This is a genomic window from Methylobacterium haplocladii (assembly GCF_007992175.1).
Classification (GTDB): domain Bacteria; phylum Pseudomonadota; class Alphaproteobacteria; order Rhizobiales; family Beijerinckiaceae; genus Methylobacterium; species Methylobacterium haplocladii.
This window is the reverse complement of sequence record NZ_BJZT01000003.1, coordinates 1-25,512: the sequence shown is the minus strand read 5'-3', so window position 1 is coordinate 25,512 and position 25,512 is coordinate 1. Positions and strand designations below refer to the sequence as shown.

Below are 25,512 nucleotides of genomic sequence, written 5' to 3'. Positions count from 1 at the left end.
GAAGCCGAGGCCAGGACCGGACGTGGGGTCGTCAGACGCGGGGCGGACGCTCGGGCAGCGGACTCGCGGCTCCGGCCGGTCCCGTATCGGCGATCAGCACAAGGCTGCCGGAGGTCAGGCAGGGCGCGGGCACCACGGCATCGGCGAGGGGGAGACGGCCATGCTCGAACGGGTTGTCCGAGTCGGCAACGGCGCGACCCGCCACGAAATCCGCCGGCACGTCTCGGCTGCCTTCGGATTTGACGGCAGTCTCGACCCGCGACAGCGCGGCGCCCGAGGGCGCAGCCTTGGACGCAGAGGCGTCGGCAAGCGCAAACAGGGCCGTCGTCAGGATGCAGAGGAGGGCGACCAGCACGCAGCCGGCAGCCCTGCCTGTCCGTATGGAGGGGAACGTAGCCGTCACGGGAGAGGACATTGGGGAGATTTATCCTCCGATGCAATCGACCGCGACATTCTGTCATCCTGTCTTAGCCGATTGGCAGGGAACCAATCGTCTTCGACGCGCAGGCTGGCAGTAGCAGGGGGCGACCCTAGTCCGATGTCGGTTTCGCCCTGCTGTTGCCGGAAGCGCACAGCCGCGCCTCCCTTCCGCCCCAACTCGGCTGCCAATCCCTTGGTGCTCGCGCTTTGCCCCGATGAGGCGGCTCGGCGCACCGGACCGACGAGGAGCAGATTCGGCATGACCTTCCGCCACACCATCGCACCGGCCGCCATCGCCGCGATGCTCTGCCTGGGCGCGGCGCCCGAGGCCCGCGCAAACCCGCTCGACAGCGGGCCGATCGCCGACTTCATGAACATCTTCAAGACGCAGGCGATCCCGCGGGACACCGTCGCCTGGCGCGGCAAGGAGAAGCCCGGCACCGTCGTCGTCTCGACGAGCGAGCGCCGGCTCTACTACGTGCTGCCCGGTGGCGAGGCCGTGCGCTACGGCGTGGGCGTCGGCCGGCAGGGCTTTTCGTGGTCCGGCGTGAAGAGCGTGACCATGAAGAAGGAATGGCCGGATTGGCGCCCGCCGTCGCAGATGCTCGCCCGCCGTCCCGACCTGCCGCGCTACATGGCCGGCGGCCAGGACAACCCGCTCGGCGCCCGCGCCATGTATCTCGGCTCATCGCTCTACCGGATCCACGGCTCGAACGAGCCCGAGACCATGGGCGCCGCCGTATCGTCCGGTTGCATCCGCATGACCAACAAGGACGTGGTCGACCTCTATGACCGCGTAAAGGTCGGCACCAAGGTCATCGTGCGCAACTGACGTCGATGCGCATGTCCCGGACGGCAGCAATCACGTCCGGGGCATGCGTGCATCAGCACGGTGCGGTGCGCAGAAAAATCGAGATCTCGATCGATTGTGCAAAACGTTCTGCCGAACGCCGGAGACGAACGCTGGTGGTCCGGCAATCCTCCGATGATCGTCGTGCCGCGCGGAGCCAGTGCCGGGTTGGAAACCGGCGGTCGAAAGCCGCTTCCACAACATTCGCTCAGAGCCACGGTCTTGAAGACGACCTTCCGCTCGTCGCGGATGTTCGGTGCTGAGCCTTAACGCTTTGAAAGGTGGAAGTGCGGAAGGTGACTTTGCTTGAAATTCGGCGAGGATCGCCCGAGGCATGCTCGACGACGCTGCAAGGCCTGTCGGTTCGGCCGGCGCAAGGGACGATCACCCCGTCGCTTCCGTGCCTGCCTGTTGCCGCGGCGTAGGTCCAGCTCGGGCGTTCGAGACACGCGGCGATCCTCATCTCGATCGACTGCTCGGACTTGCCGCCGACATTGCCGATACCCCGATCGCGGCGATCTCGCTCATCGACGGTGGCCGGGAGTGGCTGAAGGGCTGCGGTAGCTTTCAGGGGCTCGCGGGCTTCGCCCAGGCTCCCGGAGCCTGTCCGCATGGGCTCGAAGCCGACGGCGCCGTGATCGTGCACGACGCCCTCGCCGATCCGCTCCGGCGCAGCCATTCCTTCGTGACCGGCGAGGCGGCCGTTCGATTCTATGCCGGCGTTCCGCTGCTCGGCCTCGGCGGCGACACCCTGGGCTGGCTCGCCGTCGCCGACAGGCTACCGCGCCCAGCCTTTTCCGGACGGTCGCGGACACGTCTGAGGCGTCTCGCGCGTATTGCTGCACACCTTCTGGAGGCAGGGCCGACCGGTGCCGCCGGCGACCACGCCGACGACTTCCTCGATGCGACGCAGTTCGCGGTGTTGATCTCCGACGACCTCGGCACCATCACGCGGGCCAATGCCTCGTGCGAACGCCTGCTCGGCTACGAGCCCGGGACGATGCTGGGCCTCAACGTGCGCGCGATCGTGCCGGCCCGCTTCCACGGGCCGCACACGGCCGGAATGGCAGCGATGGTGGCAGGCGGAACGCCGCGGCTCGCCGGCAAGTCCGTCGAAGTCACCGCCGTGAGGAAGGATGGCAGCGAACTGCCGATCGAGCTCTCGCTGTCGAGCTGGCGCGGCGGAGCGGGCCTCGCCATCGGCGCCGTGATCCGCGACATCTCCGAGCGCCGCCACCGGGACGCCCGGCTGCTGCGCCTCGCCCACCAGGATCCGCGCTCGGGGCTGCCCAACCGCAACCGGGTCGTCGAGGAACTCACCGCTATGCAGTCGAGCGGCGGCGAGGCGATCCTCCTCATGCTCGGCGTCGATGGCCTTCGCAGCGCCAACGACAGCCTCGGCTATGCGATCGGCGACGCCCTCCTCGAAGCCCTTTCCGTCCGCTTGACCGCTCGTCTTCGGTCGGGCGCATTGCTGGCGCGGATCCAGGGCGACGAACTCGCCGTACTGCTGCCGGGGCGCGCCGACCCGCTCGAGGCGCAGGCCTGTGCGCAGTCGCTGGTGTCGGCCTGCGCCGAACCGATCCAAGTCGGCGACCATCCCCTTCATGTCGGCGTCGCCATCGGTGCGGCCCTGGCACCGAACCACGGCACGGATGCCGAGGAGGTGCTGGCGAGCGCCGACCTCGCCCTGCATCAGGCGCGCCGCGACGGCGGCCGCTGCTTCCGGCTGTTCGAGCCGGTGATGCGCAGTGCCGAGGCCGCGCGGCGCGACCTGATCGATCGGCTCCGCATCGCCGCCGAGCGGCAGGAGCTGGAACTCCACTACCAGCCCCAGGTCGACCTCGAGAGCGGCCGGATCTGCGGCGCGGAGGCCCTGATCCGCTGGCGGCATCCCGAGCGCGGGCTCCTGCCGCCGGCCGAGTTTCTGCCGGCGATCGAATCCAGCGTCCTCGCCCTCTCCGTCGGCTGGTGGACCATCGACGAGGCCTGCCGCCAGACGGCCGCGTGGCGCGCCGCCGGCCTGCCGGCGGGACGCGTCGCCGTGAACCTGTACGCGGCGCAGCTTCGGTCCGGCACCCTCGACGCGGTGGTGACCGAGGCGCTCGAGCGCCACGGCCTCGGCTCGGCGGATATCGAGATCGAGGTGACCGAGACCATCGCATTGCGGCCCGACGACAGTATGCTGCGGCCGCTGCGCAATCTCCACGAGAGCGGTGTCGGCATCGCCTTCGATGATTTCGGCACCGGCTTCGCGTCGCTTTCGACGCTGAAGCGCTTCCCGCTGACGAAGCTGAAGATCGATCGCAGCTTCGTGCGCGACATCCTCACCGACCCGTTCGATGCCGCCATCGTGAAGGGCCTTCTCGATATCGGCCGCGGCCTCGGGCTGAGCGTGATCGCGGAGGGAATCGAGACGGCCGAGCAGGAGGCGGCGCTCCTTGCCATGGGATGTCGCCTCGGCCAGGGTTTTCGCTACGCCAAGGCGCTGGAGCCCGATGCCTTCGCACGCCGGCTGGCGGCGGATGCCTGCAGCCTGGCCGAGGTGGAGGCCTCGGAGACGAAGCAGGCTTCCTGATACGGCGGAGGCGGTGAGAGCGGACCGATCCACGGCCGCGTTCCCTGGTGATACCGCCTGGGTTACAGCTCGCGCGCCATCCCGGCGCGGAGCCTCGATCCCCGTGACCCCAGTCCAGACAGTCGATCGGCTCCCCGCATGATCGGCGGAGTCGATGCCGGCACGCTCGCTGGCCTTTTCGGAGTCGCCGTGGTGGCAGGGTGCTTCGATGCCATCGCCGGGGGCGGGGGCCTGCTGACGCTTCCGGCGCTCCTGCTCGCAGGGTTCGATCCCGTCAGTGCCATCGCCACCAACAAGCTCCAGAGCAGCGGCGGCTCGGTCTCCGCCAGCATCGCCTTCGCGCGCCGGGGCCTGATCCGCTGGCCGGAGGCTATTCCGGCCGCACTCGCGGCCGGCGGCGCTTCGGTCGTCGGCGCGCTCTGCGTGAGTCTGCTGCCGAAAAGCGCCCTCGACGCCATGGTACCGGTGCTGCTCGTCGGGATCGCGCTGTATTTCGCGACCGCGCGCCGCATCAGCAACGAGGATGCGACGGCGCGGATCACGCCGAAACAGTTCGCGATGACGCTGGCGCCCGCCGTCGGATTCTACGACGGCGTCTTCGGGCCGGGCGCGGGCTCGTTCTACATGATCGGGTTCGTGACGCTGCTCGGGCTCGGCGTAGTGCGCGCCACCGCCCACACCAAGCTCTCCAACGCGGCGAGCAATCTCGGCAGCCTCGCGCTGTTCGCAGCGCAGGGCGTCGTGGTCTGGCCGGTGGGCCTCGCCATGGCGCTCGGGGCTTTCATCGGGGCGCAGGCGGGGTCGGCGCTGGCCGTGAAGCTCGGCGCCCGCCTGATCCGCCCGCTCCTCGTCGTCATCGCCTGCGCGATGGCGGTGCGCCTGCTCTCCGACCCAGCGAACCCGCTCAGGCGCGCCGTGCTCGGTTTTCTCGGATTTTAGCGCGGCATGAAGGCCCAGTAGTCGAGGTCGAGGATCACGGCCGGGTCGTAGCCGTCGCCCTGACGGTCGGGGTAGTTGCCGCAGGGCTGGTTCTTGGTGGCGACAGTGCGCAGGCGCAGCGCGCCGATGTCGCTGCGGCCGGGCAGCTCGGCCGTCTCCAGCACCTCGCTCCAGGCATAGACGGTGTCGCCGGCAAACAGCGGCGCTACGTGGCGACCGGCATTGATGCCGGCGAGCGCGAAGGCGTTGGCGAGGCCGTTGAAGCTCAGCGCGCGGGCGAGCGAGATGACATGCCCGCCATAGATCAGGCGCCGGCCGAACCGGGTCTCCTTCACCGCATGGGCGTCGAAGTGGACCTTGGCGGTGTTCTGGAACAGGCGGGTGGCGATCTGGTGCTCGGCCTCCTCGACGGTCATGCCGTCGACGTGGTCGATGCGCTCACCGGCCGCGTAATCGGCGAACTTGTGCGGGCTGCCGGCCAGCGCGAGATCGTAGGCCTCGGGCGACAGCGGCGGCAGCGAATGCGCGAGGTCGGCCGGGTCGACCACCTTGGCGAGATCCGGCACGCGCTCCTCGGCGATCTTCGCCTCGGGGTCGCGCTTGCGGACCAGCACCCAGCGGCAATAGCTCAGCACGGTCTTCCCTGCCGAGTCCGAGCCGGTGGAGCGCACGTAGACCACGCCGGTCTGCTTGTTGGAGCTTTCCTTGAGGCCGATCACCTCGGACACCGTCGAGAGCGTCTCGCCCGGATAGACCGGCCGGTGGAAGCCGCCCTCGGCATAGCCGAGATTGGCCAGCGCGTTCAGCGAGATGTCCGGCACCGTCTTGCCGAAGACGACGTGGAAGGTGAGCAGGTCGTCGAGCGGGCTCGCCGGATAGCCGATCGCCTTGGCGAAGGCGTCCGAGGACTGCACGGCGAAGCGCGGGCCGTAGAGCGCCGTGTAGAGTGCCACGTCACCGGTGGTGACCGTGCGGGGCGTCGCGTGGCGGATGGTCTCGCCGAGGCGGAAATCCTCGAAGAAGCGGCCGGGATTGGTCTTCATGCGGTCTTTCGTTCCGGAAATGCCTTGGGCCGCGCAGGGCGGGAGAATGGGCCGATGCCAGGGATCAGTAGGCGACCTGGATCACGAGGTCGGTCACCAGCTTTTGCACGAACAGCAGCAGCAGGATGAGGATGACCGGCGAGACGTCCACACCGCCGAGATTGGGCAGTAGGTTGCGGATCGGCCGCAGCACCGGCTCGGTGACGCGATACAGGAAGTCGCCGATCTGGGAGACCACCGGACTGCGCACGTTCACGACGTTGAACGCGATGAGCCAACTCAGTACGGCGCTCGCGATCAGGATGTAGATGTAGAGCTGGATGAGAGTGTTGAAGAGCCAGAGAAGAGCGTTCATCCGGGGCTTGCTGTTCCGCGCACCCGCACACCCGCGATAGCAACGCCGGAGGGCGGCCAGGGGCTCTTGCGGCAATTGACAGGGCGAGGCGCCCAAGCTTACAACGCCGGCACCTCGACGGGGCTGTAGCTCAGATGGGAGAGCGCCGCAATCGCACTGCGGAGGTCAGCGGTTCGATCCCGCTCAGCTCCACCAGGTTTTTCGCGAACGGAAAACCTGTTGCCGCGCAGGGCGATAGGTCGGCGGGATTTTCGGATAAGTCCCATCAAGTCCCAATCGGGCGTCGATTAAGTCCCAGGATATCCGCTACCGAATTCGACCCGAGGGGTCCGTTTGGCCGCCTCACTACCGCATTGCCACAAGCGGCGGTCGCCGCTCGGCGTTGTCGCGCCAACCGTCCAAAAAGCGGCCGAGGTGGGGGCGTTCGGGCCGTTCGCGTTCGAGGTATGCCATGAGTCCCGCGACGAACCGGTCGTGGGCTTCCGGGCCGGTCCTCCCGGTCAGGAACGCGTAGCGGACGTACAGCACCGCCAAGTTCAAGCAGTCGGTCTCGCAATAGTCGCGCACCCGGCCCGTCTGGCCATCCGCGACCATCGCCGCGACCCGGCTGCCATGCTCGCCCAGCTTGCCAGGCAGCCCGAGCAGGGTCGCGGCCTCCTCCAGCGTCAGCCGCTGGGTCGCGCCGAAATCGGCCATCATGTCCATCAGGTCGGTATGCCAGTCCGGCGCGTACCGATTGGCGTACCCCGCCCACTTGGTCCCGCGACGGTACCAGGCCGCCGCCGAGATGCCGTGCATCATCGAGCGCGCGACGATCGTCGGCATGTCGAAGCTCCTTCCGTTCCAGGTGACGACGCGGAAGTCCCCCTCGTCGAAGAACTTCCAGAACGCCCTCAACAGGCGTCCCTCGTCCCAGCCCTCCGCGCCGCCGCTGCGACACGCCGCCAGGTGGTATTCCTCAAGCCCGGTTGTCTTGTCCCGGCGGATCTCCGCTTCGACGAAGGAGATCGCCACGATCCTGTGCCAGGCGCATTTCGGGAACCTGTCCGGGGGCCAATCCGCCGGCATGACGTCATCCGGCACCGTCTCGATATCCAGCACCAGGAGCCTTCGGGGCGGTTCGTTCGAGGGGGAGCCATGCGGGAGTCGCGCGGGCGTCGGCCGGGGCCTGTCGGAACGGTTCACCGGCGGCGCCGGCGTCACGAAGGGCAGCGTGCATTGGTTGGACGTTTCCAAGATCAAACCTCCACGACGAAAGCGGGGTCGAAGGTATCGGTGCCGATGGTCCGCGGACGCGGGTTCGCGACCACGCGGCATCGTCCGACCGCGTAATCCGCTGGACTCAGCACGTGCCCGTGGATCCAGGCCGCGGGCGCGGCCCACATCCTCATGACGTCCTCGACGTCCGACGCGCATGCCGCCGAGATCCACGGTTCGCAGGCATCGGGTGACAATCGCGAACACAGGCTGGCGCGGCTCGGCGCGTGGTGGGTCACGACGACGGCGCGATCACCCGGCCGCACGTCCTCCACGAGGGCCGTCGGGGACAGGCCGAAGCCTTGCGCGGTTACCTTGATCGAGAGCAGTACGTCCTCGATGAAGGCGCGCGACCGAGCATGAGCGCCCGCTGCGTCGTGGGGCCGGTAGGGCACGCCTTCGGCCACCGCGATCCTGCCGTTGTCGCGGTGGTGGTGGCGCGCATATCCGCGCGCCAGGGTCGCGGCCTTGCGACCGTGCAACGCCCAGTCGGTCCAGAGCGTGCTCCCGACGAAGTGGACGCCCGAACCATTCCCGTCCTCCACCCTGAGCGCCGTGTCCGACAGCAAGGTGATGCCGAGATCCTCGGCGAGGATGCGGCATCGCCGGAGGCTCTCGTCCTTCGGCCGTCCGTCCCAGAACTCGACGTTGCCGGGAACTAGCACCACCGGACGCCGGCCCTGGCGACCGTCGAGGGCGTCGGCGAGCCAGCGCAGCGACGCATCGAGGCCGGGACAGACGTTGCCGGCGACGACGAACGCGTCGAAATCCGGGAGCGGATCGGGCATGGCGAGGGGCCTGCGGTCGATCCGCATGTCGGACATGACCCAGATCCGGAGGCCGCCCCGTGCGGAATGCTTCGGTACGACAGCGTCTGCGCGGTCGAGACCTACCGTGGCGCATGCGAAGCGACCCTTCATGGGCGGCACTCCCCGGCTGCATCCGATCCGGCCAGGATGGCCCTCAACGTGTCGCCAGAGACCACGCGATGCGCGATCAGGCGCTCGGCGACGGTACGCACGGAAACCGCGTGATGCTCGATCAGCTTGACGGCCTCGCCTTGGAGCCGGGCAAGGTCGGTCTCGACCGCCGCCCGCGCGGCACCGTCGTTACGCAACCCCCGGGCGAAGTCGTCCATCGTGCCGAGGTAGGCGAGGCTGCCTCCAAGGCCGAAGGAGCCATGGACGCCGGCGACAAGCGCTGTTGCGCGGGCAAGATCGGAGTCTCGCGCGCCGCCGGAGCCGCCGCACGCCTCCCGCAGGAACACCAATTCCGCGGCGCGTCCGCACAGCAAAGACACGACCAGCCGCTCCAGGTCGTCCTTCAGCGGCATCGAGGTCTCGTTCGGGACGATTGCGGTGGCGCCGCCGTTCGACGCCCGGGCGACGATATCGACTTGCTTGATATGCCCGGTCCCGAGGATCTCGACGCTGACGGCATGACCGGCCTCGTGCAGCGCGCATCGCCATCTTACACCATGGGGCCGGGTATCCGGGGGAGCGGCCGCTTGCAGGAGGTCGTCGAGCAGGAGGGGGCGTCCGGCGGCTCGGGCCGCCGTGCGCGCGTCTTTGACCCAGCCCGCGACCTGGGCGCCGGTGGCGCCGAAGGCGATCTCGCCGAAGACGGCGAGGTCGAGCCCGGCAAGGTCGTCGCCCAGGTGCTGCCGGGCGATCACGGACAGATCGGCCGCCGACGGCGGGCCGATGAAGATCACGCGGTTCAGCCGCCCCGGCCTGACGAGCGCGGCGTCCAGCCTGTCAGCATAGTTCGTCGCGCCGACGATACAAAGATTGATAGAAGGCTCTGACATAACCCGATCAATAGTCAAAAGTATGTGCGTTACTACTGTATTCCACCACTCTCTAGCTCGGCTATCCAGGGTGTTTCTATCCGGTATACTGTCAATCTCGTCTAGGAATAAAATCGATGGCGAGCGTGAAGCGGCGTTCTCGAACACCCCGTCGATCTGGCGCAGGACGCCGTCGAGGTAGCCGCTCGATTGCGTGAACCAGGTCGAGACGGAACTGACCGACAGCGGCAGCCGGGCGGCCCTGGCCAATGCGCGGACGTAGCTTGACTTTCCCAGTCCCGGCTCCGACCCGAACACGACCGCGCGGTCGATGCGGTCGAACGGGATTTCGTCCCGCCTCCAGGCCTCCAAGTCGTCGAGGAAACGGAGTCCCCAGTCGTGGGCGGCGCCGTAGCCCACGAGATCGCCGAAGGCCGGCGCGCCGGCGACGCCCGGATCGGCCTCCGACTTTGCGTTCCCGAGCGCGGCGAGGCGATCGACGATGGTGCCGGGCGAGCCCCTGACCGCAGCGCAGAGTTCCCAATAGGTCAGGCCCGCCGCGATGCGTGGCGGCATGGGGCCAAGGCGGCCGCCGGTGGCGCTCCGGATGACGCGGGCGACGACGGCATTCGACGGTTGGCCGATACGGATGCGAACGTCGGCGACGGAAACGAGCGTCGCAGGAAGCAGGCGCTCGGGAGCCTGGGACACGCCGACCACCCTGCCGCCGCGGGCGAGGGTCTCCGCGACCTTGTCGTTGCCGCGTTCCGGTCTGTCTTCCGTCCGTGCGGACCCGGATCGCGCGAACGAATACGTCCACGACGCCAGCTCGGCGCTGGCCTTGGCGACAGGTTCGACCCAGTCGCCCGACGGCACCTCGATCACCAGGGCGAAGGAACCCGAGCGCGCCAGGCGACGGCGAAGCGCCGACGGTACCGCGTCTTCCAGGGCGAAGGCCGCAAGGGTTTCCAGAGCCGGCCTGCGGATGCCGGACCGGCCCGAGGAGGATGCCAGCTCGTCTTCGATGTCGTGGCGGAAGAATGCGAGGTCGTCTCTTGGCATGGTTCGCCCGCGTTTGGCCGCGCGACGGTTCCGGGACCGGCGCGTTCGGGATGGATCGGGAAAGGGCGGATGTCGGACCGGAGCCGTCAGCCCACGTTGACGACGAGGCCGGGGGCGAAGCCCGTCCGCTCGCCCTCGTAGCCTCGGGGGTTGCAGACGACGCGGGTGTCGCCGAGCCGGTAGTCGAAGGCGGCGTGCGTGTGCCCGTGCACCCAAAGGTCGGGCCTCGCCGCCTGGACGAACGCGCCGAGTTCCGAGGCGAAGGCCGCGTTCAGCGCGCTTCCCGCGTAGGCCGCGGCGATCGACAAGGGGCTTGGCGCATGATGCGTGACCACGACGTGCGGTCGGCTGCGGCCGCCGGGCGGATCGACGCGAAGCAGGGCATCTTCGAGGAATAGACGGGACGCGTCGTGGAGCCTGAGCGCGTCCTCCGGCCAGAACCTCCTCCACGCGGGATGTTGCGTCGAGGCGATCCGGCGATGGTCGTTCAGGCCGTGGAGCGCGGCCGACATCCTGGCCGGTCGCGCCTCGCCGCCGTCGAGCGAATAGTCGGTCCAGAGCGTGCAGCCGCTGAAGGTGCAGCCGGCCACGACGGCGCTCTCGTCGTCGAGCAGGACGATGTCCTGCCGCTTGGCGGCCTCCCTCCCGAGCGCGCGCTCCTCGTCCACCGCGCCGCCGTAGAACTCGTGGTTGCCGGCGACGAGCACCACCGGCATCGCGGGCCGGACGGTCGCGGCGAGCCACGAGACCGTGTCCGCGAGCCCCTGGCCGATGTCGCCGGCCACGACGGCGACGTCGGCCTCGGGGATAGCCTCCGGCGTCCAGGGCGTCCTGGAAAGGTCGAGATGGAGGTCGGAGAACAACCACAGCCGCATTCGATGCACCATCCTGGTTCGGGCGATCCAGACTCGTTTCTTCGAAGCTCACGCGCGGGAGTCTGGAGGGCCGCGCGAGGCTCCGGCGGCCCAAAGTCGTGCGCGGCCGTTCAGCCGGGCGGCGTCTCGGCGTCCTCTCGCCAGGCGCTGGAGGCCGTGCGCCAGCACGAGGGCGGCGGCGGGGTCGCCGGTAACGGCGTGAACCAGCACCGCCGACATCGCGATGTCGCAGACGGGCGAGGGAAGCCCCGGCCGTCGGAGGACGCGCACGGCCACCCCGACCGCGGACGCCGCGTCGCCGCGTCGGACGCCGGGCCAGCGTCCGTCGTGGATCGCGACGCTATCGAAGAGGGCACGGCGGATCGTCGCCACGACATCCGGCCCGATCCGTTCACGGTCGAGGGTGCGCCACGCTTCGAGAGGCCGATCGACGGTCGCGCCGGCGTCGCAGTGCTTATGGCCGTTGCGTCGGCGATCGCACGCGGCATCGTTGGCGCGGTGTGGGCGCATGCGTTCTCCGTTCTATGGGCATGGTGGGGCGCTCGCCGCCGTTCGGACGGAGGCGCTCGGCGGGGGTCCGGGCCTGACGGCTAACGGAAGTCGCGTCGGTCCTGGCCCCGGGCCGGCTCGCCGAGGCGATAGTAACGCGAAAGCGTCCTCGCCCAGGACGTGCCGTCCGAGGCGTAGAGGTCTGAGGTCACGATGGGGCGCCCGTCCGCGATGTCGGGGTGCCCGTAGACGCGACCGGTCACGACGCGCACCTCGCGGCGCGCCGACTTCCAGTCCTCGATCCGGGGAGCGCAATCGAGCTCGATCTGAGTCGGGGCGTCGTAATCCTCGATCGCCTGCAGCGCATCGGCGAGATCCCGGAGACGGTCGCCGACGTCCCGCCGGTGGGACGTCTTCCCCGTGTTCGCGTCGGCGCCGGGAGCGGAAGCGAGGCTCCCGGCGTCGATGGCAGGCGCATCGGGTTTCTCCCGCGCGGCCCGAAGACTCGCGAGAAGCGGCAGGCCCAGCGCGAGCGTTCGGGCGCTTCGGTCGCCGACCAAGATGCGCAACGCCTCCGCCTTGCTCAACGTCGGCCAGGTCACGGGGAACACCCGCGGCGTACGTGCCATGTCCATGCCGCAGGAGATGCGGCCCATGTCGCGCTCGAAGGCGGACGCCGCGCAGGCATTCCCGCGTCCGCAGCCGAGAAGCCATGGCCACGGCAGCTTTCCGCCGACAGGAACCGGGATCTCGGCGAGGGCGTGCAATAGGAACGCCGCCGCATGCTCGTCGAAGGGCGTCGGTCCGACGACGATGACCGGCACCTCGATCCCGTCCAGGACATCCGGTTCCACGAGGCAGGCGGCAGGCAGGTCCAGCACCAAGTCGGCCTCCGATCGACGTGCCGCCGCGATTTCCTCGACGACGATGGCGCGGATCTCGCCAACGTCAGCCGCCGTTGCCTGGACGACGACGAGGTCGTCCGGCCGGTACTGCGGCTTCGGCAGTTCCGCGTCGCCCGGCAGCGTCACGCGGACGAACCGCGCGGCTCCGCCCTCGACGAGAATGGCGTCCACCAGCATGAGGGAGGCGTGTGCGGCGTCGGTCCGGCCCGACGCCCCGAACAAAGCTACGATCAAGCGCAATCTCCGGAAAGGCGCCGACGGGTTCGCGGCCGCAGGGGGAGGCTGCGGGCGAAGCGATAGACGCGAATTTATGAGATGGCGAATTATAGAACGAAACCTTTGTTGTTAGCAAGTACATCGTGGTGAAGGCAAGTGGACCATTGATGTCTTGGTTAATTCGCCGAGGACCTTCTCTATTTTTTGCAAGTCGCCTCGCGATCTGCCGGCAACGCCGGCGGTTCCCGAGGCTCGCAGGTCACTCCCAACCGCCTTCTTCAGCGTTGACCGCGCGGTAAATGCTCGTGGCGCCGGCCAGCAGGTCATCGGCATCCATGTCGAAGTCGGTATCGAGCAGCGCGGACGCCCACATCGTCTCGGTGGGCTCGTCGAAGGTCTCTTCCGCGAGATCCCGCACGACCGCGGGGGGAGGGGGTGTCCTGCTGCCCTCCTGGGCGCTTCGCCATGCCGGACGCCCGCGACCGCGTTCGGCCTGATGCGTCCGGGTCCGGCGACCCCGGCCGGGATCGGATATGTACGCCGGGGCGGTGTCTTTCGCGGGTCTGATGACGGCACGTAAGGTCATATCGGTACCTCCGATTACTGTTCTCTGAAAGTTTTCGAGACGCGTCGCGCCGTCCGCCGAGGATCCGGGTCCGGGGCCGCCTCCGGTAGATGCAGCCCGTTCGACGCCCGTCTCGATGCGGTGCCTCGCGGAGGATACGCCGGCATGGTCGCGCGCCCGCCGGGACGCCGTGTCGACCGGGTGGGCACGACCTCGTCGGTCGGCTCGTTTAGGTCGGCGACGAGGTCGAGGAGCCTCGCGCGCAGCGACAGGCCGGCCGCAGTCGTTTGGCCCGACAGGATGTCGAGGACCTGCCCCGGTTCCAGCGCGGGGAGGTAGGGGTCCTCCGCGGCGACGAGGAGGGCTGCGGCCAAGCCGAGCGCCTGACGGGCCGTCGCGCCGGCGGGACCTCCGGAACGAAGGTGGCCGAGACCGCGCCCTCGCCGTACGCCGACGGATGTCGGAAGGACGCGCAGCAGGTCCGGCCACGCTTGCCGCCGGCAAGGGAGCAACCAAGCCGGCGGGAGTCCACGCGCGGATCCGTTCCTGTCCGAGGATAGTGCGTCGACGGCACGTTCCGCCGACTCCGGGTCCGAACCGCAGGTGACGACGGCAAGGTCGAGCCGTTTGCGGATCGAAGGCGTCTGGAGCAACCGCAGCGGGAGCGCCGCGATCAGGGTGCCCCCCTCCATCGACGCTGCCTGCAGACGATCGGGAAGGCGGTCGGCGAGGGCTTCGGCCCCCGCCAGGAAACCCGGACCTGCCATCGGCCAGCGAGGGGTGGGGTGATTGAGGGCGTAGTCTGCAAGAAGCGACGCGTGGACTGCCGAAGGGTCATCGGCGAAGAATACGATGTTCATTCCGGGCCCCATTACGCATGCCGGGAGGACTAACGAGGCAATAGTACCCCACGATTGCTTCCCCCATCAAGCAAAACCTCTAGTAGCTAGAGCTTTATGGCCGACATCGTTAACGGCAGGGCGGGGGTTTGCCTAAGCTTTTCGCGGTGTGGTTCCCGGTGCAGGGCGCCGGCGCCTGGGACGCGAGACGAAATACGAGGGGAAGTGGGAAGCAGACGACGCTTCCCGCTTTCCGCTTCCAGGCCCTTAAGGAATTGTCGAGCGCGGCGGCCTTAATATCCCGTGGGGGAGGGGCCGGCGATGACGTTGGAAGAGGAAGTCTGGCTGGCGGCGGACGAGGTCCATCGCGCGGGCGAGAAGGTCAACCAGGACCGGGTGATCGCGATCCTGCAAGGACGACTCCGGGGCAGGTCGCCGCGCACGGTCGGCCCGCATCTCCTGTCATGGAAAGCGGCCCGCCAGTACGATGCCAGGCTGGATACCAAGGAGTTTCCGGCCCGGCTCAAGAGCGAGCACGCCGCATTCATGGGGCGAGCTTGGGCTGCCGCGCTGATCGAGGCCTCGGAACGTTTCGAGGACAGACGGCGAAAGGTGGAAGCCGAGGGTCAAGCCGCGCGCGAGCTGATGGACGAGGCCTACGTGAAGGCGGAGGTGGCCATACGCGAGGCCGAGCTGTCGAAGGCGCGCGTAACGGAGCTGGAAGCCGAAGTGGCGCAGCTGCGAGAGCGCGTGGGGGACCTCGTGGCGGAGGAGTTCTGGGATCGCGTCATGCGCGAGATCGGGAGCGTGCTGCCACCGGACGTCTGGGTGCAGGATCGCGAGGTGATCAAGCTCCTGTCCCCGTTCGTGGCCCGTCAAGCGATCAGCAATGGCGCTCCCCTGTCGCGGGGCACGCTCAACAGGAAGATGGGCATTCGGGTCACCCACACGAAGTATTTCGAGCGCGAGACGAGGAAAGACCGCACCAGATGGTATCGTCGCAAGAAAGAATGACTGATGGCCGTGAATCCCGGCTGCATCTGGGGTGAGGGGCTTCGGCCCAGACGGTGAGGTCGAGATCGACGGGAGGTACTTCAGCGGGTCCGATCATAGCGGGCACCGCATGGGTATTGCCGACTGCGCGAATGCGGCTGCGGCTGCGAACGCGAGGACTCCCGCAGCGCGAGAAAGTCCAGGACCGCCAGGCCGGACGCGGATGCCGTTTCAGTGGCGTTCATCCGCACACTTGCCGTGATCCGACAGCGTTTCGATCACGCGGCATTCGCCGACGCGGCCCTGGCCGCATTCCGCGATCATCCGGCTCAATTCGTCCCGCAATCCCTCAAGCTTCTCGATCCGTCGATCGACCTCAGCGAGATGGCGACGGGCGATCGTGTCGACTTCGGCACAAGAGCGCTCCGGATGGGCGTTCAGTGTCAGCAGCTCCCGAATGGCATCGACCTCAAATCCAAGTTCGCGCGAATGGCGAATGAAGTTGAGACGCACCACCTCGGCTTCTCCGTAGCGACGCTGAGAGCCGGTCGTACGGGGGGGCTCCGGCATCAAGCCGACCGACTCGTAGTATCGAATCGTGGGGACTTTTACGCCGGTTTGCCGCGACAGCTCGCCGATAGAAATCTGCATGATTTTCCGCTTGCACCTCTAGCCGCTAGAGGTCGTACGCTCCTCCTCGTCCGATGGAAAGGCGAAGACATGAGCGATCATTGCTGTGGCACGACGACGGTCGGAACGTCCTGTTCGCCTCCCCCGCCCGCGCCGCCCGGCTCGGCGTCTTCCGACCACGGCCATGGCCACGGGGCTTCCGAAGCGTCATGCTGCTCGGCCGGGGTCCCGGTCTTCGACGGCGTCGACCCCCGCTACAAGGCCATCCTCTGGACCGTCATCGGCATCAACGGCGCGATGTTCGTGACCGAGTTGGCGGCCGGTCAGCTCGCCGGATCGCAGGCGCTCAAGGCCGACGCCCTCGACTTCCTCGCCGATACGGTGACCTACGGCTTGAGCCTCGCGGTGATCGGCGCGTCCCTGGCCCTCCGCTCCAAGGCGGCCCTGTTCAAGGGCCTGTCCCTGTTCCTGATGGCGCTCTGGGTGTTCGGCAGCACCGTCTACCAGACGATGGTGCTCGGCTTGCCCAAGGCCGAGGTCATGGGCCTGATCGGCGTGATGGCGCTGGCCGCGAACCTCGGATCGGTCTTCCTCCTCCGCCACTACAAGGACGGCGACGCAAACGTCCGCTCGGTCTGGCTGTGCTCGCGCAACGACGCCTTCGGCAACGTCGTGGTGATGGTGGCGGCCCTCGGAGTCTGGGGGTCCTCGTCCGCCTGGCCCGACCTGGCGGTTGCGGCCGTCATGGCCGGCATCTTCCTGACCTCGTCCGTGCAGATACTGCGGCAGGCCTGGGCCGAGCATCGGGAAGGCGCCGTCGCGATGCGTCCCGCTCCGGCCGAATAGCGCCGCGCCAATCCATCGACCGACACAGACCCATACGGAACGACCATGACCTCGCACGCCGCCCACGCCGCCCACGACCACGGGTCGCACAGTCACGAAGCCCACGGGTCCCACGACCCTGCCGGGCATTCCCATGGGCCCGGCCACTCTCACGCTCCCCCCAGCTTCGGGAAGGCGTTCGCCATCGGTATCGCGCTCAACGTCGGCTTCGTCGCCGTCGAGGCCACCTATGGGGTACTTTCCAACTCGGTCGCCCTGCTGGCCGATGCCGGCCACAACCTCTCGGACGTGCTCGGCCTCGTGGTGGCCTGGATCGCCACGGTGCTGGCCAAGCGCGCGCCCAGCGCCCGCTACACCTACGGGATGAAGGGGTCGTCGATCCTGGCGGCCCTGTTCAACGCGGTGTTCCTGCTGATCGCCGTCGGCGCCATCGCCTGGGAGGCGATCCAGCGTTTCGGCGAGCCCGTCCCGGTCGCCGGCAAGACCGTGATGATCGTCGCCGCGATCGGCATCCTCGTGAACGGCGTCACCGCCTGGCTGTTCGCCTCAGGCGCCGAGGGCGACATCAACATCCGCGGGGCCTTCCTGCACATGGCCGCGGATGCCGCGGTCTCGGCGGGCGTGGTCATCGCTGGCCTGGTGATCCTCTACACGGGGTGGACCTGGCTCGATCCGGTCGTCAGCCTCGCCATCGTGGGGGTCATCGTATGGAGCACCTGGGGACTCCTGCGCGACAGCCTCACGCTGTCTCTTGCCGCCGTCCCGCCCGGCATCGATCCGGCCGCCGTCCGCAGCCACCTCGAAGGGCTGCCCGGGGTCACCGCCCTGCACGACCTCCATGTCTGGGCGATGAGCACCACCGAGACCTGCCTCACGGCGCACCTCCTCATGCCCGGGAGCCGTCCCGACGACGCCTTCCTGATGAGCGCCGCGGCCGGGATCAGGGAACGGTTCGGCATCGGCCACACCACCCTCCAGGTCGAGACCGGCGCGGACACCCCTTGCGCCCTCGCTCCCGAACACGTGGTCTGAGGCCGGCGATGCAGGCCTGGGCCTGCACCCTGATCCCCGCCGCGGCCGCCATCGTCGGGGCGGCGATGGCGGTCAACCTCCGGCCGGGCGCCGTGCTGGTCAGCGCGATCCAGCATTTCGCGGCCGGCGTGGTCTTCGCCGCGGCGGCCGGTGAGATCCTACCCGACCTCAAGCATGCCGGCTCACCCTGGGCGACCCTCGTCGGCGGCGCGCTGGGCGTTTTCGCGATGCTCCTCGTCAAGAGCCTCGGCAAGCGGGCGAAGGGGCCCGCCGGATTGATGGCGGTCACCGGCATCGACATCCTCGTCGACGGGCTCGTCCTCGGCATCGCCTTCGCCGCCGGTGCCAAGGCCGGCATGCTGCTCACCGTCGCCCTCACCATCGAGGTCCTGTTCCTCGGCCTGACGGTCGCGACCCAATTCGGGGAGACTGGCGCGTCCAAGGGCAAGGTGGTCGGCCTTACGGCGGGCCTGGTCGTCCTGCTGCCGTTGGGCGCCCTTCTCGGCGGCCCCGTCGCCACCCTGTCGGCACCGATCCAGGCCGGGTTCCTGTCCTTCGGGCTGATCGCGCTGCTGTACCTCGTCACCGAGGAGCTCCTCGTCGAGGCGCACGAGATCGAGAACCGACCGTGGGTGACCGCGATGTTCTTCGCAGGCTTCCTGCTGCTGCTCCTGCTCGACCAAGCCATCGCATGAGCGGGGGGCATCGCGTGTCGAGGCGGGCACCGGCACCCTTGCTGAACAGGGGCCTCAGATGCGGTTCACGTCGGCACGACCATTCTCACGGTTTAAATGTTTGAAAGAAGTGTCATGCGAAAGCGTCTGATAGGCCTCGTCGCGGCGAGCCTGATCCTGGCCCCCGTGGCGGCGTCCGCTCAGTATTATGGCGGCGGTTATGAGGAACGGGGCCGGGTCGTCCACGTCGACCGCTACCGGCATGGCGATCACGACGACGTGGTGATCCATCGCGAACGCCGGGACTACGACGGGCGCGGCTTCTACGGCGAGCGGCGCCACCATCACCACCACCATCACGACGACGATTAGTCCCAGGGCGTCGTCAAGCCGAGACCATCCGCGTTGTATGGATGAGCGCAAATCGTCCATAAGGACCGAGATGAACCACGGACGTCCGATCAGGGCCTACGAGACGATGCGCGGCTGGTGGGCGACCACCGTCCGCGTGCTGTCGCTCGTCCTGGTCCTGGCGCTCGTCGTCCCCGGCGCGATCCATTCCGCCGAGGCCCATCGTCCGGCGAGCCACGAATTGTCCGTGACCGCCCCATCCGAGGCGGGTGCGACCGACCATTCCGATGCCTGCCCGGCCTGTCACGCCAACTGCGGCTGCCACCAGGCCCTCGGCGTCGACGCGACGCCGGCCTTGCCGCATCGCGGGAGCGGGCGCGCGTCCTACGCGACCGTGACCACCGCAAGCGGGTCCGTTTCGCCGGACCGTCTCCCAAGGCCCCCTCGCGCCTGAGGCGACGCGGCCACGCCCGTGGCGCGTCCCGGCCCGCCCTCGCGGGTCCCGGTCGCCTCACCCTCGCGAACCACCTTGTACGGGACAGTCCGAGGCCGATTGAGCGGATAGGCGACGTCCCGGTCGGATACGGCCCATTCCCATGCGTGCATTCCTTTCCGTGGCCTTCCTGGCCATCGGCATCGCGATCGGCGGTGCCTTCCCCCGCGTGTCCGAGTTCGTGCAGGGCGCCCTTGCCGCCGCCGGCCTGGTCAGCCCCCGGACGGCGCCCACGACGAACGCTGCCATGACCAAGCCCGCGACACCCGAAGCCGACGATGGGCACGGTCACGGCGAGCATGGCCGCGAGCACGCGGAGGGAGAGCCCAAGCCTTCCAGCGAGCACAGGCACTCCGAGGGAGAATCCAAGCCCGAGGCCGGTGGCCACAAGCACGCCGAGGGCGAGGCTCACGGCCACGACGATGAGGGCGAGGGCAGGATCAAGATGACGGCCGAGCAGGCCGCGGAGCAGGACATCAAGCTCGCCACGGTCGCGGGCGGCATCCTCTCGCGACACCTTCTCGTGCCCGGCACCATCGCCCAGGATGCCGACCGGATCGCTCGCGTCCCCGTGCGGGTCGTCGGAACCGTGGCCGAGATGCGCAAGCGCCTCGGCGAGGAGGTCGCCAAGGGCGAGGTCGTGGCCGTCCTCGACAGCCGCGAGGTCGCCGAGGCCAAGAGCGACTTCCTCACCGCGATGGTAAAGGCGGACCTGGAGAAGACCAACTTCGACCGCCAGCAGGCCCTCTGGGACAAGCGGATTTCGGCCGAGTCCGCATTCCTGAACGCCAAGGCCGCCTACTCGGAGGCGACACTTCGGGTCGACCTGGCACGCCAGAAGCTATCGGCCCTGGGGCTGAACGCGGCCGAGGTCGCGACGTCCGCCAAGAAGGACGAAACCACCCCGAACCTATCTTCGCTGCGCCGCTACGAGCTTAAGTCCCCGCTCGCCGGCCGTGTGGTCGAGCGTAAGGTCGATGTCGGCACCGCCGTCGGCAAGGAGGGCGACCCGGCCGACGTCTACACCGTCGCCGACCTGTCCTCCGTGTGGATCGAGCTCGCGATCCCGACCACCGAGCTGTCGAAGGTCCGGGAGGGCGCCAAGGTCACCATCGTCGGGGGTGACGACGCTTCTCGCGGCGTGGGCAAGGTCGTCTTCGTCAGCCCGATCCTCAACGCCGAGACCCGCTCGGCCCGGGTCATCGTCGCCCTGCCGAACAAGGACATGACCTGGCGGCCCGGCACCTTCGTCACGACCGAGGTCGAGATCGCGCAGGACAAGGTCGCGGTCCGGCTGCCCAAGTCCGCCATCCAAACCATCGGCGGCGAGAAGGTCGTGTTCGTCCGCACCCCGGACGGGTTCGAACGCAGGGACGTGACCATCGGCAAGGCCGACGACGACGCCTTCGAGATCCTGTCCGGCCTCAAGCCCGGCGACGAGGTCGCGGTCGCCAACTCCTTCGTCCTGAAGGCCGAGCTCGGCAAAGCCGAAGCCGACCACGACCACTGAGGGGGCCGGCCATGATCTCGAAGATCCTCGACTTTTCCGTCCACCAGCGCTGGCTCGTGGTGCTCATGTCGCTGCTCGCGGCAGGTTTCGGCGTGTTCTCGCTGACCAAGCTCCCCATCGACGCGGTGCCAGACATCACCAACAACCAGGTGCAGATCAACACCACGGCGCCGTCGCTCTCCCCGGTCGATATCGAGAAGCAGGTGACCTACCCGGTCGAGACCGCGCTCGCCGGCATCAAAGGCCTGGAATACACCCGCTCGCTCTCGCGAAACGGCTTCTCCCAGGTCACCGCGGTCTTCTCCGAGAAGCTCGACATCTACTTCGCCCGCCAGCAGGTCGCCGAGCGCATCGGGGAGGCCAAGTCGACCCTGCCGCCGGGGGCAGAGCCGCACATGGGCCCGATCTCCACGGGTCTCGGCGAGATCTACATGTGGTCGATCCATTACGCCCAGCCGAAGGAGCGCAAGGTCTCCCCGGACGGCAAGGCCGGCTGGCAATCGGACGGGAGCTACCTGACCCCGGAGGGCCAGCGGCTCGCGACGGAGCTCGAACGCACGGCGTACCTGCGCACGGTCCAGGACTGGATCATCCGCCCCCAGGTGAAGACCGTGCCGGGGGTCGCCGGCGTCGACAGCATTGGCGGCTTCGACAAGCAGTACCACGTCCAGCCGGACCCGATGAAGCTGACCGCCCTCGACCTGTCCTTCGCCGACATCGGCCGGGCGCTGGAGGCCAACAACGCCAACCAGGGCGCCCGCTACCTGGAGGACAACGGTGAAGGCTACGTCGTGCGTGCCGCCGGCCGCCTTGAGACCATGGAGGACATCGGCTCCGTCGTGGTGACCACCCGCGGCGGCGTGCCGGTCCGCATTTCCGACATCGCCGAGGTCCGGATCGGGCGCGATCTGCGCACGGGATCGGGCAGCGAGGACGGGCGCGAGGTCGTCATCGGCACCGCCCTGATGCTGATCGGCGAGAACAGCCGGACGGTCTCGGCCGCCGTGGACGCGAAGATGACGGAGCTGCGGCGCACGCTCCCGCCCGGCGTCGAGGTCCAGACCGTCCTCAATCGCACCCTCCTCGTCGAGGCCACGATCCGGACGGTGGCCAAGAACCTGGCCGAGGGCGCCGCCCTCGTCATCGTCATCCTGTTCCTGCTGCTGGGCAACATCCGGGCGGCCATCGTCACGGCGCTGGTCATCCCGGTGGCGATGCTGATGACCATGACCGGCATGGTCCAGGGCCGCATCAGCGCCAACCTGATGAGCCTCGGCGCCCTCGACTTCGGCCTCATCGTCGACGGCGCCGTCATCATCACCGAGAACGCCCTGCGCCATTTGGCGGAGCGGCAGACCGAGCTCGGGCGCAAGCTCGACCTGGAGGAGCGCCTCGTCACCGTGCGCGCCTCGGCCGAGGAGATGATCCAGCCCTCGCTCTACGGGCAGGCCATCATCATCCTCGTCTACGTGCCGCTCCTCACCTTCACCGGGGTCGAGGGCAAGATGTTCGAGCCGATGGCGCTCACCGTCATCATCGCCCTCGTCTCGGCCTTCGTGCTGTCGCTGACCTTCGTGCCGGCGATGATCGCCATCGTCATCACGGGCAGGGTCACCGAGAAGGACAACGTCCTCATCCGCGGGATCAAGGCCGCCTACCGCCCGGTCCTCGGGGCGGCCCTGCGCATCCCGATGACCTTCGTCGCGGTCGCCCTGGTGCTGCTCGTCGGGGCCGGGTTCCTGTTCAGGGGGCTGGGGCAGGAGTTCATCCCGCAGCTGGACGAGAAGAGCATCGCGCTGAACGCCCAGCGCATCCCGTCGACGTCCCTGACGCAGTCGCAGGCGATGCAGCTGAAGGTCGAGCAGGCGATCAGCCGATTCCCCCAGGTCGCCTACGTCTTCTCCAAGACCGGCACCGCCGAGGTCGCCTCCGACCCAATGCCGCCGAGCTCGTCCGACACCTTCGTTATCCTGAAGCCGCAGGAGGAATGGCCCGACCCGGACCAGACCAAGGCCGCCCTTCAGGAGGACATCGAGAAGGCGGTGGGGGCGCTTGCGGGGAACGTCTACGAGTTCTCCCAGCCGATCCAGCTGCGGTTCAACGAGCTCCTGGCTGGCACCCGCGGCGACCTCGCCGTAAAAGTGTTCGGCGAGGAGTTCGAGCCGATGCTCAAGGCCGCCAACCAGGTCGCCGCGATCCTGCGCGGGACCGAGGGCGCCGACGACGTCAAGGTGGAGCAGACGGCCGGGCTGCCGTTCTTGGAGATCAAGATCAACAAGGTCGAGGCCGCGCGCCTCGGCCTGAGCACCTCCGCGATCCAGGACGTCATCGGCGCGGCCATCGGCGGCCGCGAGGCGGGCATGGTCTTCGAGGGCGACCGCCGCTTCCCCATCGTCGTGCGCCTGAACGACAAGGTCCGCGAGGACCGCGAGGCCCTGGAGAACATCCCGGTCCCGCTGCCCCCGGGCGTCAACGGTCGGGCGTCCTCCGTCCTCCTGAAGCAGGTCGCGAGCTTCTCCGTGACGGAGGGGCCGAACCAGATCTCTCGCGAGAACGGGCGGCGGCGGGTCGTGGTCACGGCCAACGTGCGCGGCCGCGACATCGGCTCGCTCGTCGCCGAGGCTCAGGCGAAGGTGGCCTCCGGGGTCCAGCTTCCGGCCGGCTACTACGTGACCTGGGGCGGGCAGTTCGAGAACCTGGCCTCGGCACGCCAGCGCCTGATGGTCGTCGTCCCGGTGTGCTTCTTCCTGATCTTCCTGCTGCTGTTCTCGGCCCTGAACTCGGCGCGTGACGCCCTGCTGGTGTTCAGCGCGGTCCCGCTGGCGCTGACCGGCGGCATCGCGGCCCTATGGCTGCGGGGGATGCCGTTCTCGGTGCCGGCGGCGGTCGGGTTCATCGCCCTGTCCGGGGTGGCCGTCCTCAATGGCCTGGTGATGCTGACCTACATCAAGCAGCTCATCGCGGAAGGGAAGCCGCGCCGCGAGGCGATCCTGGAGGGTGCGATGACCCGGCTACGGCCGGTGGCGATGACCGCCCTCGTGGCGTCGCTGGGGTTCGTGCCGATGGCGCTGGCCACCGAGACGGGCGCCGAGGTCCAGCGCCCCCTGGCGACGGTGGTGATCGGCGGCCTGATCTCGGCGACCCTGCTGACCCTCGTCGTCCTGCCGGCGCTCTACGCGCGCTTTGCCGGTGCCCTCGCCCCGGTGAAGACCACCGTCGGGAAGGATGGTCCCCATGCACGCCCCGTCCTCCCCCAGGCGGCGGAGTAGGTCGATGCCTCGCCGACCCGCGCTCGCACTGGTGGCGGCGACGTGGACCGGTACGGCCCTAGCGGCTGACCCGACGTCGGGCGAGGCGCCGTTCGGATTGGCTTGGGGTGCCTTGGACCGGGTCGACACGCCCTCGATGATCGACCGCGAGGCGAACCTGACCGGCCTGTATTACTTCCGCGACCGTCCGCTCGCCTCCGGACCCGACACCGTCGAGGTGGTCCTGGTGGTGTGCCGGGAGCAGGGCCTCCAGCAGGTCGTCTGGGTCGGGCGGCCGCTCGACGGACCGGCTTACGCCACCGCCCGGGAGACCATTCGGCGCGAGGGGGTACGCCGCTACGGCGAGCCCCGGCCGGGACCCGTTCCCGGATCGCTCGAATGGCCGGCGGGACGAACCGTCCTGGCAACGCGCACGATGCCAGACGGCACCTCGGAGCTTGTGATGTCCGCGTCCGGCCCGGACTACGCGGCCTGTTCGGAAAGCCATCGTGCCGCTACCGGCCATCTCGCCGACGCCCATGTGGCCGACCTGCTCGGCAAGGGCATCCCATGAGGGTAGCGACGATGCATGCGGAGGAACGCCCGGACGGGCATCGCGGGATCCATCCACGACGGCCTCCGAGGCGATGACGGGCAAGAAGCTCGGGCGCAGGATTTAGGCCTGGGGAGGCGGAGGGGGTGGACGGCGCACGGTCAGGCCGCACGTCCGAAAGGCCGCCGGCCGGGCGCTCCTCATGGCCCACATCCTGATCGCCATAGTCCTGGCGATGTTCGGCTGGCTCTCCTCGATGCGATGAAGACCCCGGAAGACGTGCCCGGACGTTTGCTGTATCCCTTCCAGGGGGATAGGATGCCTCTATGGAACATGCCTCGCACCCGGATATCGTCAAGCGCCTCAAGCGCGCCCACGGCCATCTCGCAGGCGTCATCGCGATGATCGAGGAAGGCCGGCCCTGCGTGGACCTCGCCCAGCAGCTCCACGCCGTGGAGAGCGCGATCACCAACGCCAAGCGCGTGCTCATCCAGGACCACATGGAGCATTGCCTCGGCGACGGGATCGAGCACGGCGGCAAGGCGGCGAAGGATGCCCTCGGCGAGTTCAAGACCCTCGCGAAGTATCTCTGAGGCGCCCGAGATGCTGAGCGTCCTCGCCAACCGCACCTATCGTCACCTGTTCGCGGCCCAGGTCATCGCCCTGATCGGTACCGGCCTGCTGACAGTCGCCCTGGGGCTCCTGGCGTTCAAGCTGGCGGGCGACCGCGCCGGGACTGTCCTCGGCACGGCACTCGCCATCAAGATGGTGGCCTACGTGCTCGTCGCACCGATCGCGCAGGCCTTCACGAGCCGGTCACCCCGACGCGTGTTTCTAGTGGCGACCGACCTCGTCCGCGCGGCCATCGCCCTGATGCTGCCGTTCGTCGACCAAGTCTGGCAGATCTACGCCCTGATCTTCGTCCTGCAATCGGCCTCGGCGGCGTTCACCCCGACCTTCCAGGCCACCATACCGGACATCCTGCCGGACGAGCGCGACT

General features: G+C 68.6%; 26 protein-coding genes and 1 tRNA gene. 15 read left to right on the top strand and 12 right to left on the bottom strand.

The window, feature by feature from the left end; all coding sequences use genetic code 11:
* Positions 1-31 precede the first annotated feature (31 nt).
* A complete protein-coding gene (locus MHA02_RS01360) occupies positions 32-355 on the bottom strand; it encodes a hypothetical protein (protein WP_147076182.1) in 324 nt (107 codons plus the stop codon).
* 366 nt (positions 356-721) lie between these two features.
* On the opposite strand from MHA02_RS01360, the gene MHA02_RS01355 reads away from it, so the two are divergent.
* The 3 genes from MHA02_RS01355 to MHA02_RS01345 all read left to right on the top strand — a co-directional run bounded on the left by MHA02_RS01355 (position 722) and on the right by MHA02_RS01345 (position 4,787).
* Positions 722-1,252, top strand: a complete 531-nt coding sequence (locus MHA02_RS01355) for a L,D-transpeptidase (RefSeq protein WP_238180180.1) — start codon at positions 722-724, stop codon at positions 1,250-1,252.
* A 418-nt stretch (positions 1,253-1,670) separates the two neighbouring features.
* The gene (locus tag MHA02_RS01350; protein WP_244612388.1) at positions 1,671-3,848 is read left to right on the top strand and encodes a putative bifunctional diguanylate cyclase/phosphodiesterase; all 2,178 of its coding nucleotides are present in this window, start codon (positions 1,671-1,673) and stop codon (positions 3,846-3,848) included.
* Positions 3,849-3,986: 138 nt separating this feature from the next.
* Positions 3,987-4,787 (top strand): TSUP family transporter, encoded by an 801-nt coding sequence (locus tag MHA02_RS01345; RefSeq protein WP_147076179.1) that lies wholly within the window; start codon positions 3,987-3,989, stop codon positions 4,785-4,787.
* On the opposite strand, the gene MHA02_RS01340 is transcribed toward MHA02_RS01345, so the two are convergent.
* On the bottom strand, positions 4,784-5,830 hold the full coding sequence (locus MHA02_RS01340) for a MaoC family dehydratase (protein WP_147076178.1): 1,047 nt from the start codon (positions 5,828-5,830) through the stop codon (positions 4,784-4,786). The genes MHA02_RS01345 and MHA02_RS01340 overlap by 4 nt on opposite strands.
* A gap of 64 nt (positions 5,831-5,894) precedes the next feature.
* Positions 5,895-6,185 (bottom strand): YggT family protein, encoded by a 291-nt coding sequence (locus MHA02_RS01335; protein ID WP_147076177.1) that lies wholly within the window; start codon positions 6,183-6,185, stop codon positions 5,895-5,897.
* A gap of 119 nt (positions 6,186-6,304) precedes the next feature.
* Between MHA02_RS01335 and MHA02_RS01330 the strand changes: the two genes are divergently transcribed.
* Positions 6,305-6,380, top strand: a tRNA-Ala gene (locus tag MHA02_RS01330).
* A gap of 150 nt (positions 6,381-6,530) precedes the next feature.
* Here MHA02_RS01330 and MHA02_RS01325 read toward each other — a convergent pair.
* From MHA02_RS01325 to MHA02_RS01295, 8 genes are all read right to left on the bottom strand, one after another.
* Positions 6,531-7,286, bottom strand: coding sequence for a 3'-5' exonuclease (locus MHA02_RS01325; protein WP_238180178.1), 756 nt, complete (start codon positions 7,284-7,286; stop codon positions 6,531-6,533).
* A gap of 137 nt (positions 7,287-7,423) precedes the next feature.
* Positions 7,424-8,362: a metallophosphoesterase family protein gene (locus MHA02_RS01320; RefSeq protein WP_170248962.1), complete on the bottom strand. Its 939-nt coding sequence runs from the start codon at positions 8,360-8,362 to the stop codon at positions 7,424-7,426.
* The gene (locus MHA02_RS01315; protein ID WP_147076174.1) at positions 8,359-10,293 is read right to left on the bottom strand and encodes an AAA family ATPase; all 1,935 of its coding nucleotides are present in this window, start codon (positions 10,291-10,293) and stop codon (positions 8,359-8,361) included. The genes MHA02_RS01320 and MHA02_RS01315 overlap by 4 nt, the downstream gene beginning before the upstream one ends.
* Positions 10,294-10,379: 86 nt before the next feature.
* Entirely contained in the window at positions 10,380-11,168 is a 789-nt protein-coding gene (locus tag MHA02_RS01310) for a metallophosphoesterase (protein ID WP_147076173.1), read from the bottom strand.
* Positions 11,169-11,216: 48 nt separating this feature from the next.
* A complete protein-coding gene (locus tag MHA02_RS01305) occupies positions 11,217-11,678 on the bottom strand; it encodes a hypothetical protein (RefSeq protein ID WP_147076172.1) in 462 nt (153 codons plus the stop codon).
* Between the two features lie 80 nt (positions 11,679-11,758).
* Entirely contained in the window at positions 11,759-12,796 is a 1,038-nt protein-coding gene (locus MHA02_RS01300; RefSeq protein WP_147076171.1) for a DUF6634 family protein, read from the bottom strand.
* A gap of 241 nt (positions 12,797-13,037) precedes the next feature.
* Positions 13,038-13,196: a hypothetical protein gene (locus MHA02_RS21945; protein ID WP_170248960.1), complete on the bottom strand. Its 159-nt coding sequence runs from the start codon at positions 13,194-13,196 to the stop codon at positions 13,038-13,040.
* Positions 13,197-13,378: 182 nt separating this feature from the next.
* On the bottom strand, positions 13,379-14,203 hold the full coding sequence (locus MHA02_RS01295) for a hypothetical protein (RefSeq protein WP_147076170.1): 825 nt from the start codon (positions 14,201-14,203) through the stop codon (positions 13,379-13,381).
* Positions 14,204-14,503: 300 nt separating this feature from the next.
* Between MHA02_RS01295 and MHA02_RS01290 the strand changes: the two genes are divergently transcribed.
* The gene (locus MHA02_RS01290; RefSeq protein WP_147076169.1) at positions 14,504-15,196 is read left to right on the top strand and encodes a DNA-binding protein; all 693 of its coding nucleotides are present in this window, start codon (positions 14,504-14,506) and stop codon (positions 15,194-15,196) included.
* A 210-nt stretch (positions 15,197-15,406) separates the two neighbouring features.
* On the opposite strand, the gene MHA02_RS01285 is transcribed toward MHA02_RS01290, so the two are convergent.
* Positions 15,407-15,826, bottom strand: a complete 420-nt coding sequence (locus tag MHA02_RS01285) for a MerR family transcriptional regulator (RefSeq protein ID WP_147076168.1) — start codon at positions 15,824-15,826, stop codon at positions 15,407-15,409.
* A 69-nt stretch (positions 15,827-15,895) separates the two neighbouring features.
* Between MHA02_RS01285 and MHA02_RS01280 the strand changes: the two genes are divergently transcribed.
* The 10 genes from MHA02_RS01280 to MHA02_RS01235 all read left to right on the top strand — a co-directional run.
* Positions 15,896-16,651 (top strand): cation efflux transmembrane domain-containing protein, encoded by a 756-nt coding sequence (locus tag MHA02_RS01280; RefSeq protein WP_147076167.1) that lies wholly within the window; start codon positions 15,896-15,898, stop codon positions 16,649-16,651.
* Positions 16,652-16,696: 45 nt separating this feature from the next.
* On the top strand, positions 16,697-17,683 hold the full coding sequence (locus MHA02_RS01275; RefSeq protein ID WP_147076166.1) for a cation diffusion facilitator family transporter: 987 nt from the start codon (positions 16,697-16,699) through the stop codon (positions 17,681-17,683).
* A gap of 8 nt (positions 17,684-17,691) precedes the next feature.
* On the top strand, positions 17,692-18,378 hold the full coding sequence (locus MHA02_RS01270) for a ZIP family metal transporter (RefSeq protein WP_147076165.1): 687 nt from the start codon (positions 17,692-17,694) through the stop codon (positions 18,376-18,378).
* A gap of 114 nt (positions 18,379-18,492) precedes the next feature.
* The gene (locus tag MHA02_RS01265) at positions 18,493-18,729 is read left to right on the top strand and encodes a hypothetical protein (protein ID WP_147076164.1); all 237 of its coding nucleotides are present in this window, start codon (positions 18,493-18,495) and stop codon (positions 18,727-18,729) included.
* Positions 18,730-18,799: 70 nt separating this feature from the next.
* Positions 18,800-19,162 carry a hypothetical protein gene (locus MHA02_RS01260; protein WP_238180177.1) on the top strand — a complete coding sequence of 121 codons (363 nt, stop codon included), beginning with the start codon at positions 18,800-18,802 and terminating at the stop codon, positions 19,160-19,162.
* A gap of 142 nt (positions 19,163-19,304) precedes the next feature.
* Positions 19,305-20,711: an efflux RND transporter periplasmic adaptor subunit gene (locus tag MHA02_RS01255; RefSeq protein ID WP_147076163.1), complete on the top strand. Its 1,407-nt coding sequence runs from the start codon at positions 19,305-19,307 to the stop codon at positions 20,709-20,711.
* An 11-nt stretch (positions 20,712-20,722) separates the two neighbouring features.
* Positions 20,723-23,980: an efflux RND transporter permease subunit gene (locus tag MHA02_RS01250; RefSeq protein WP_147076162.1), complete on the top strand. Its 3,258-nt coding sequence runs from the start codon at positions 20,723-20,725 to the stop codon at positions 23,978-23,980.
* Positions 23,981-23,984: 4 nt separating this feature from the next.
* Positions 23,985-24,533 carry a threonyl-trna synthetase gene (locus tag MHA02_RS01245; RefSeq protein ID WP_147076161.1) on the top strand — a complete coding sequence of 183 codons (549 nt, stop codon included), beginning with the start codon at positions 23,985-23,987 and terminating at the stop codon, positions 24,531-24,533.
* Between the two features lie 305 nt (positions 24,534-24,838).
* Positions 24,839-25,105 carry a metal-sensing transcriptional repressor gene (locus MHA02_RS01240; protein ID WP_147076160.1) on the top strand — a complete coding sequence of 89 codons (267 nt, stop codon included), beginning with the start codon at positions 24,839-24,841 and terminating at the stop codon, positions 25,103-25,105.
* 10 nt (positions 25,106-25,115) lie between these two features.
* Positions 25,116-25,512 (top strand): MFS transporter (locus tag MHA02_RS01235; protein WP_174804634.1); only part of this gene is annotated, 397 nt, incomplete at its 3' end.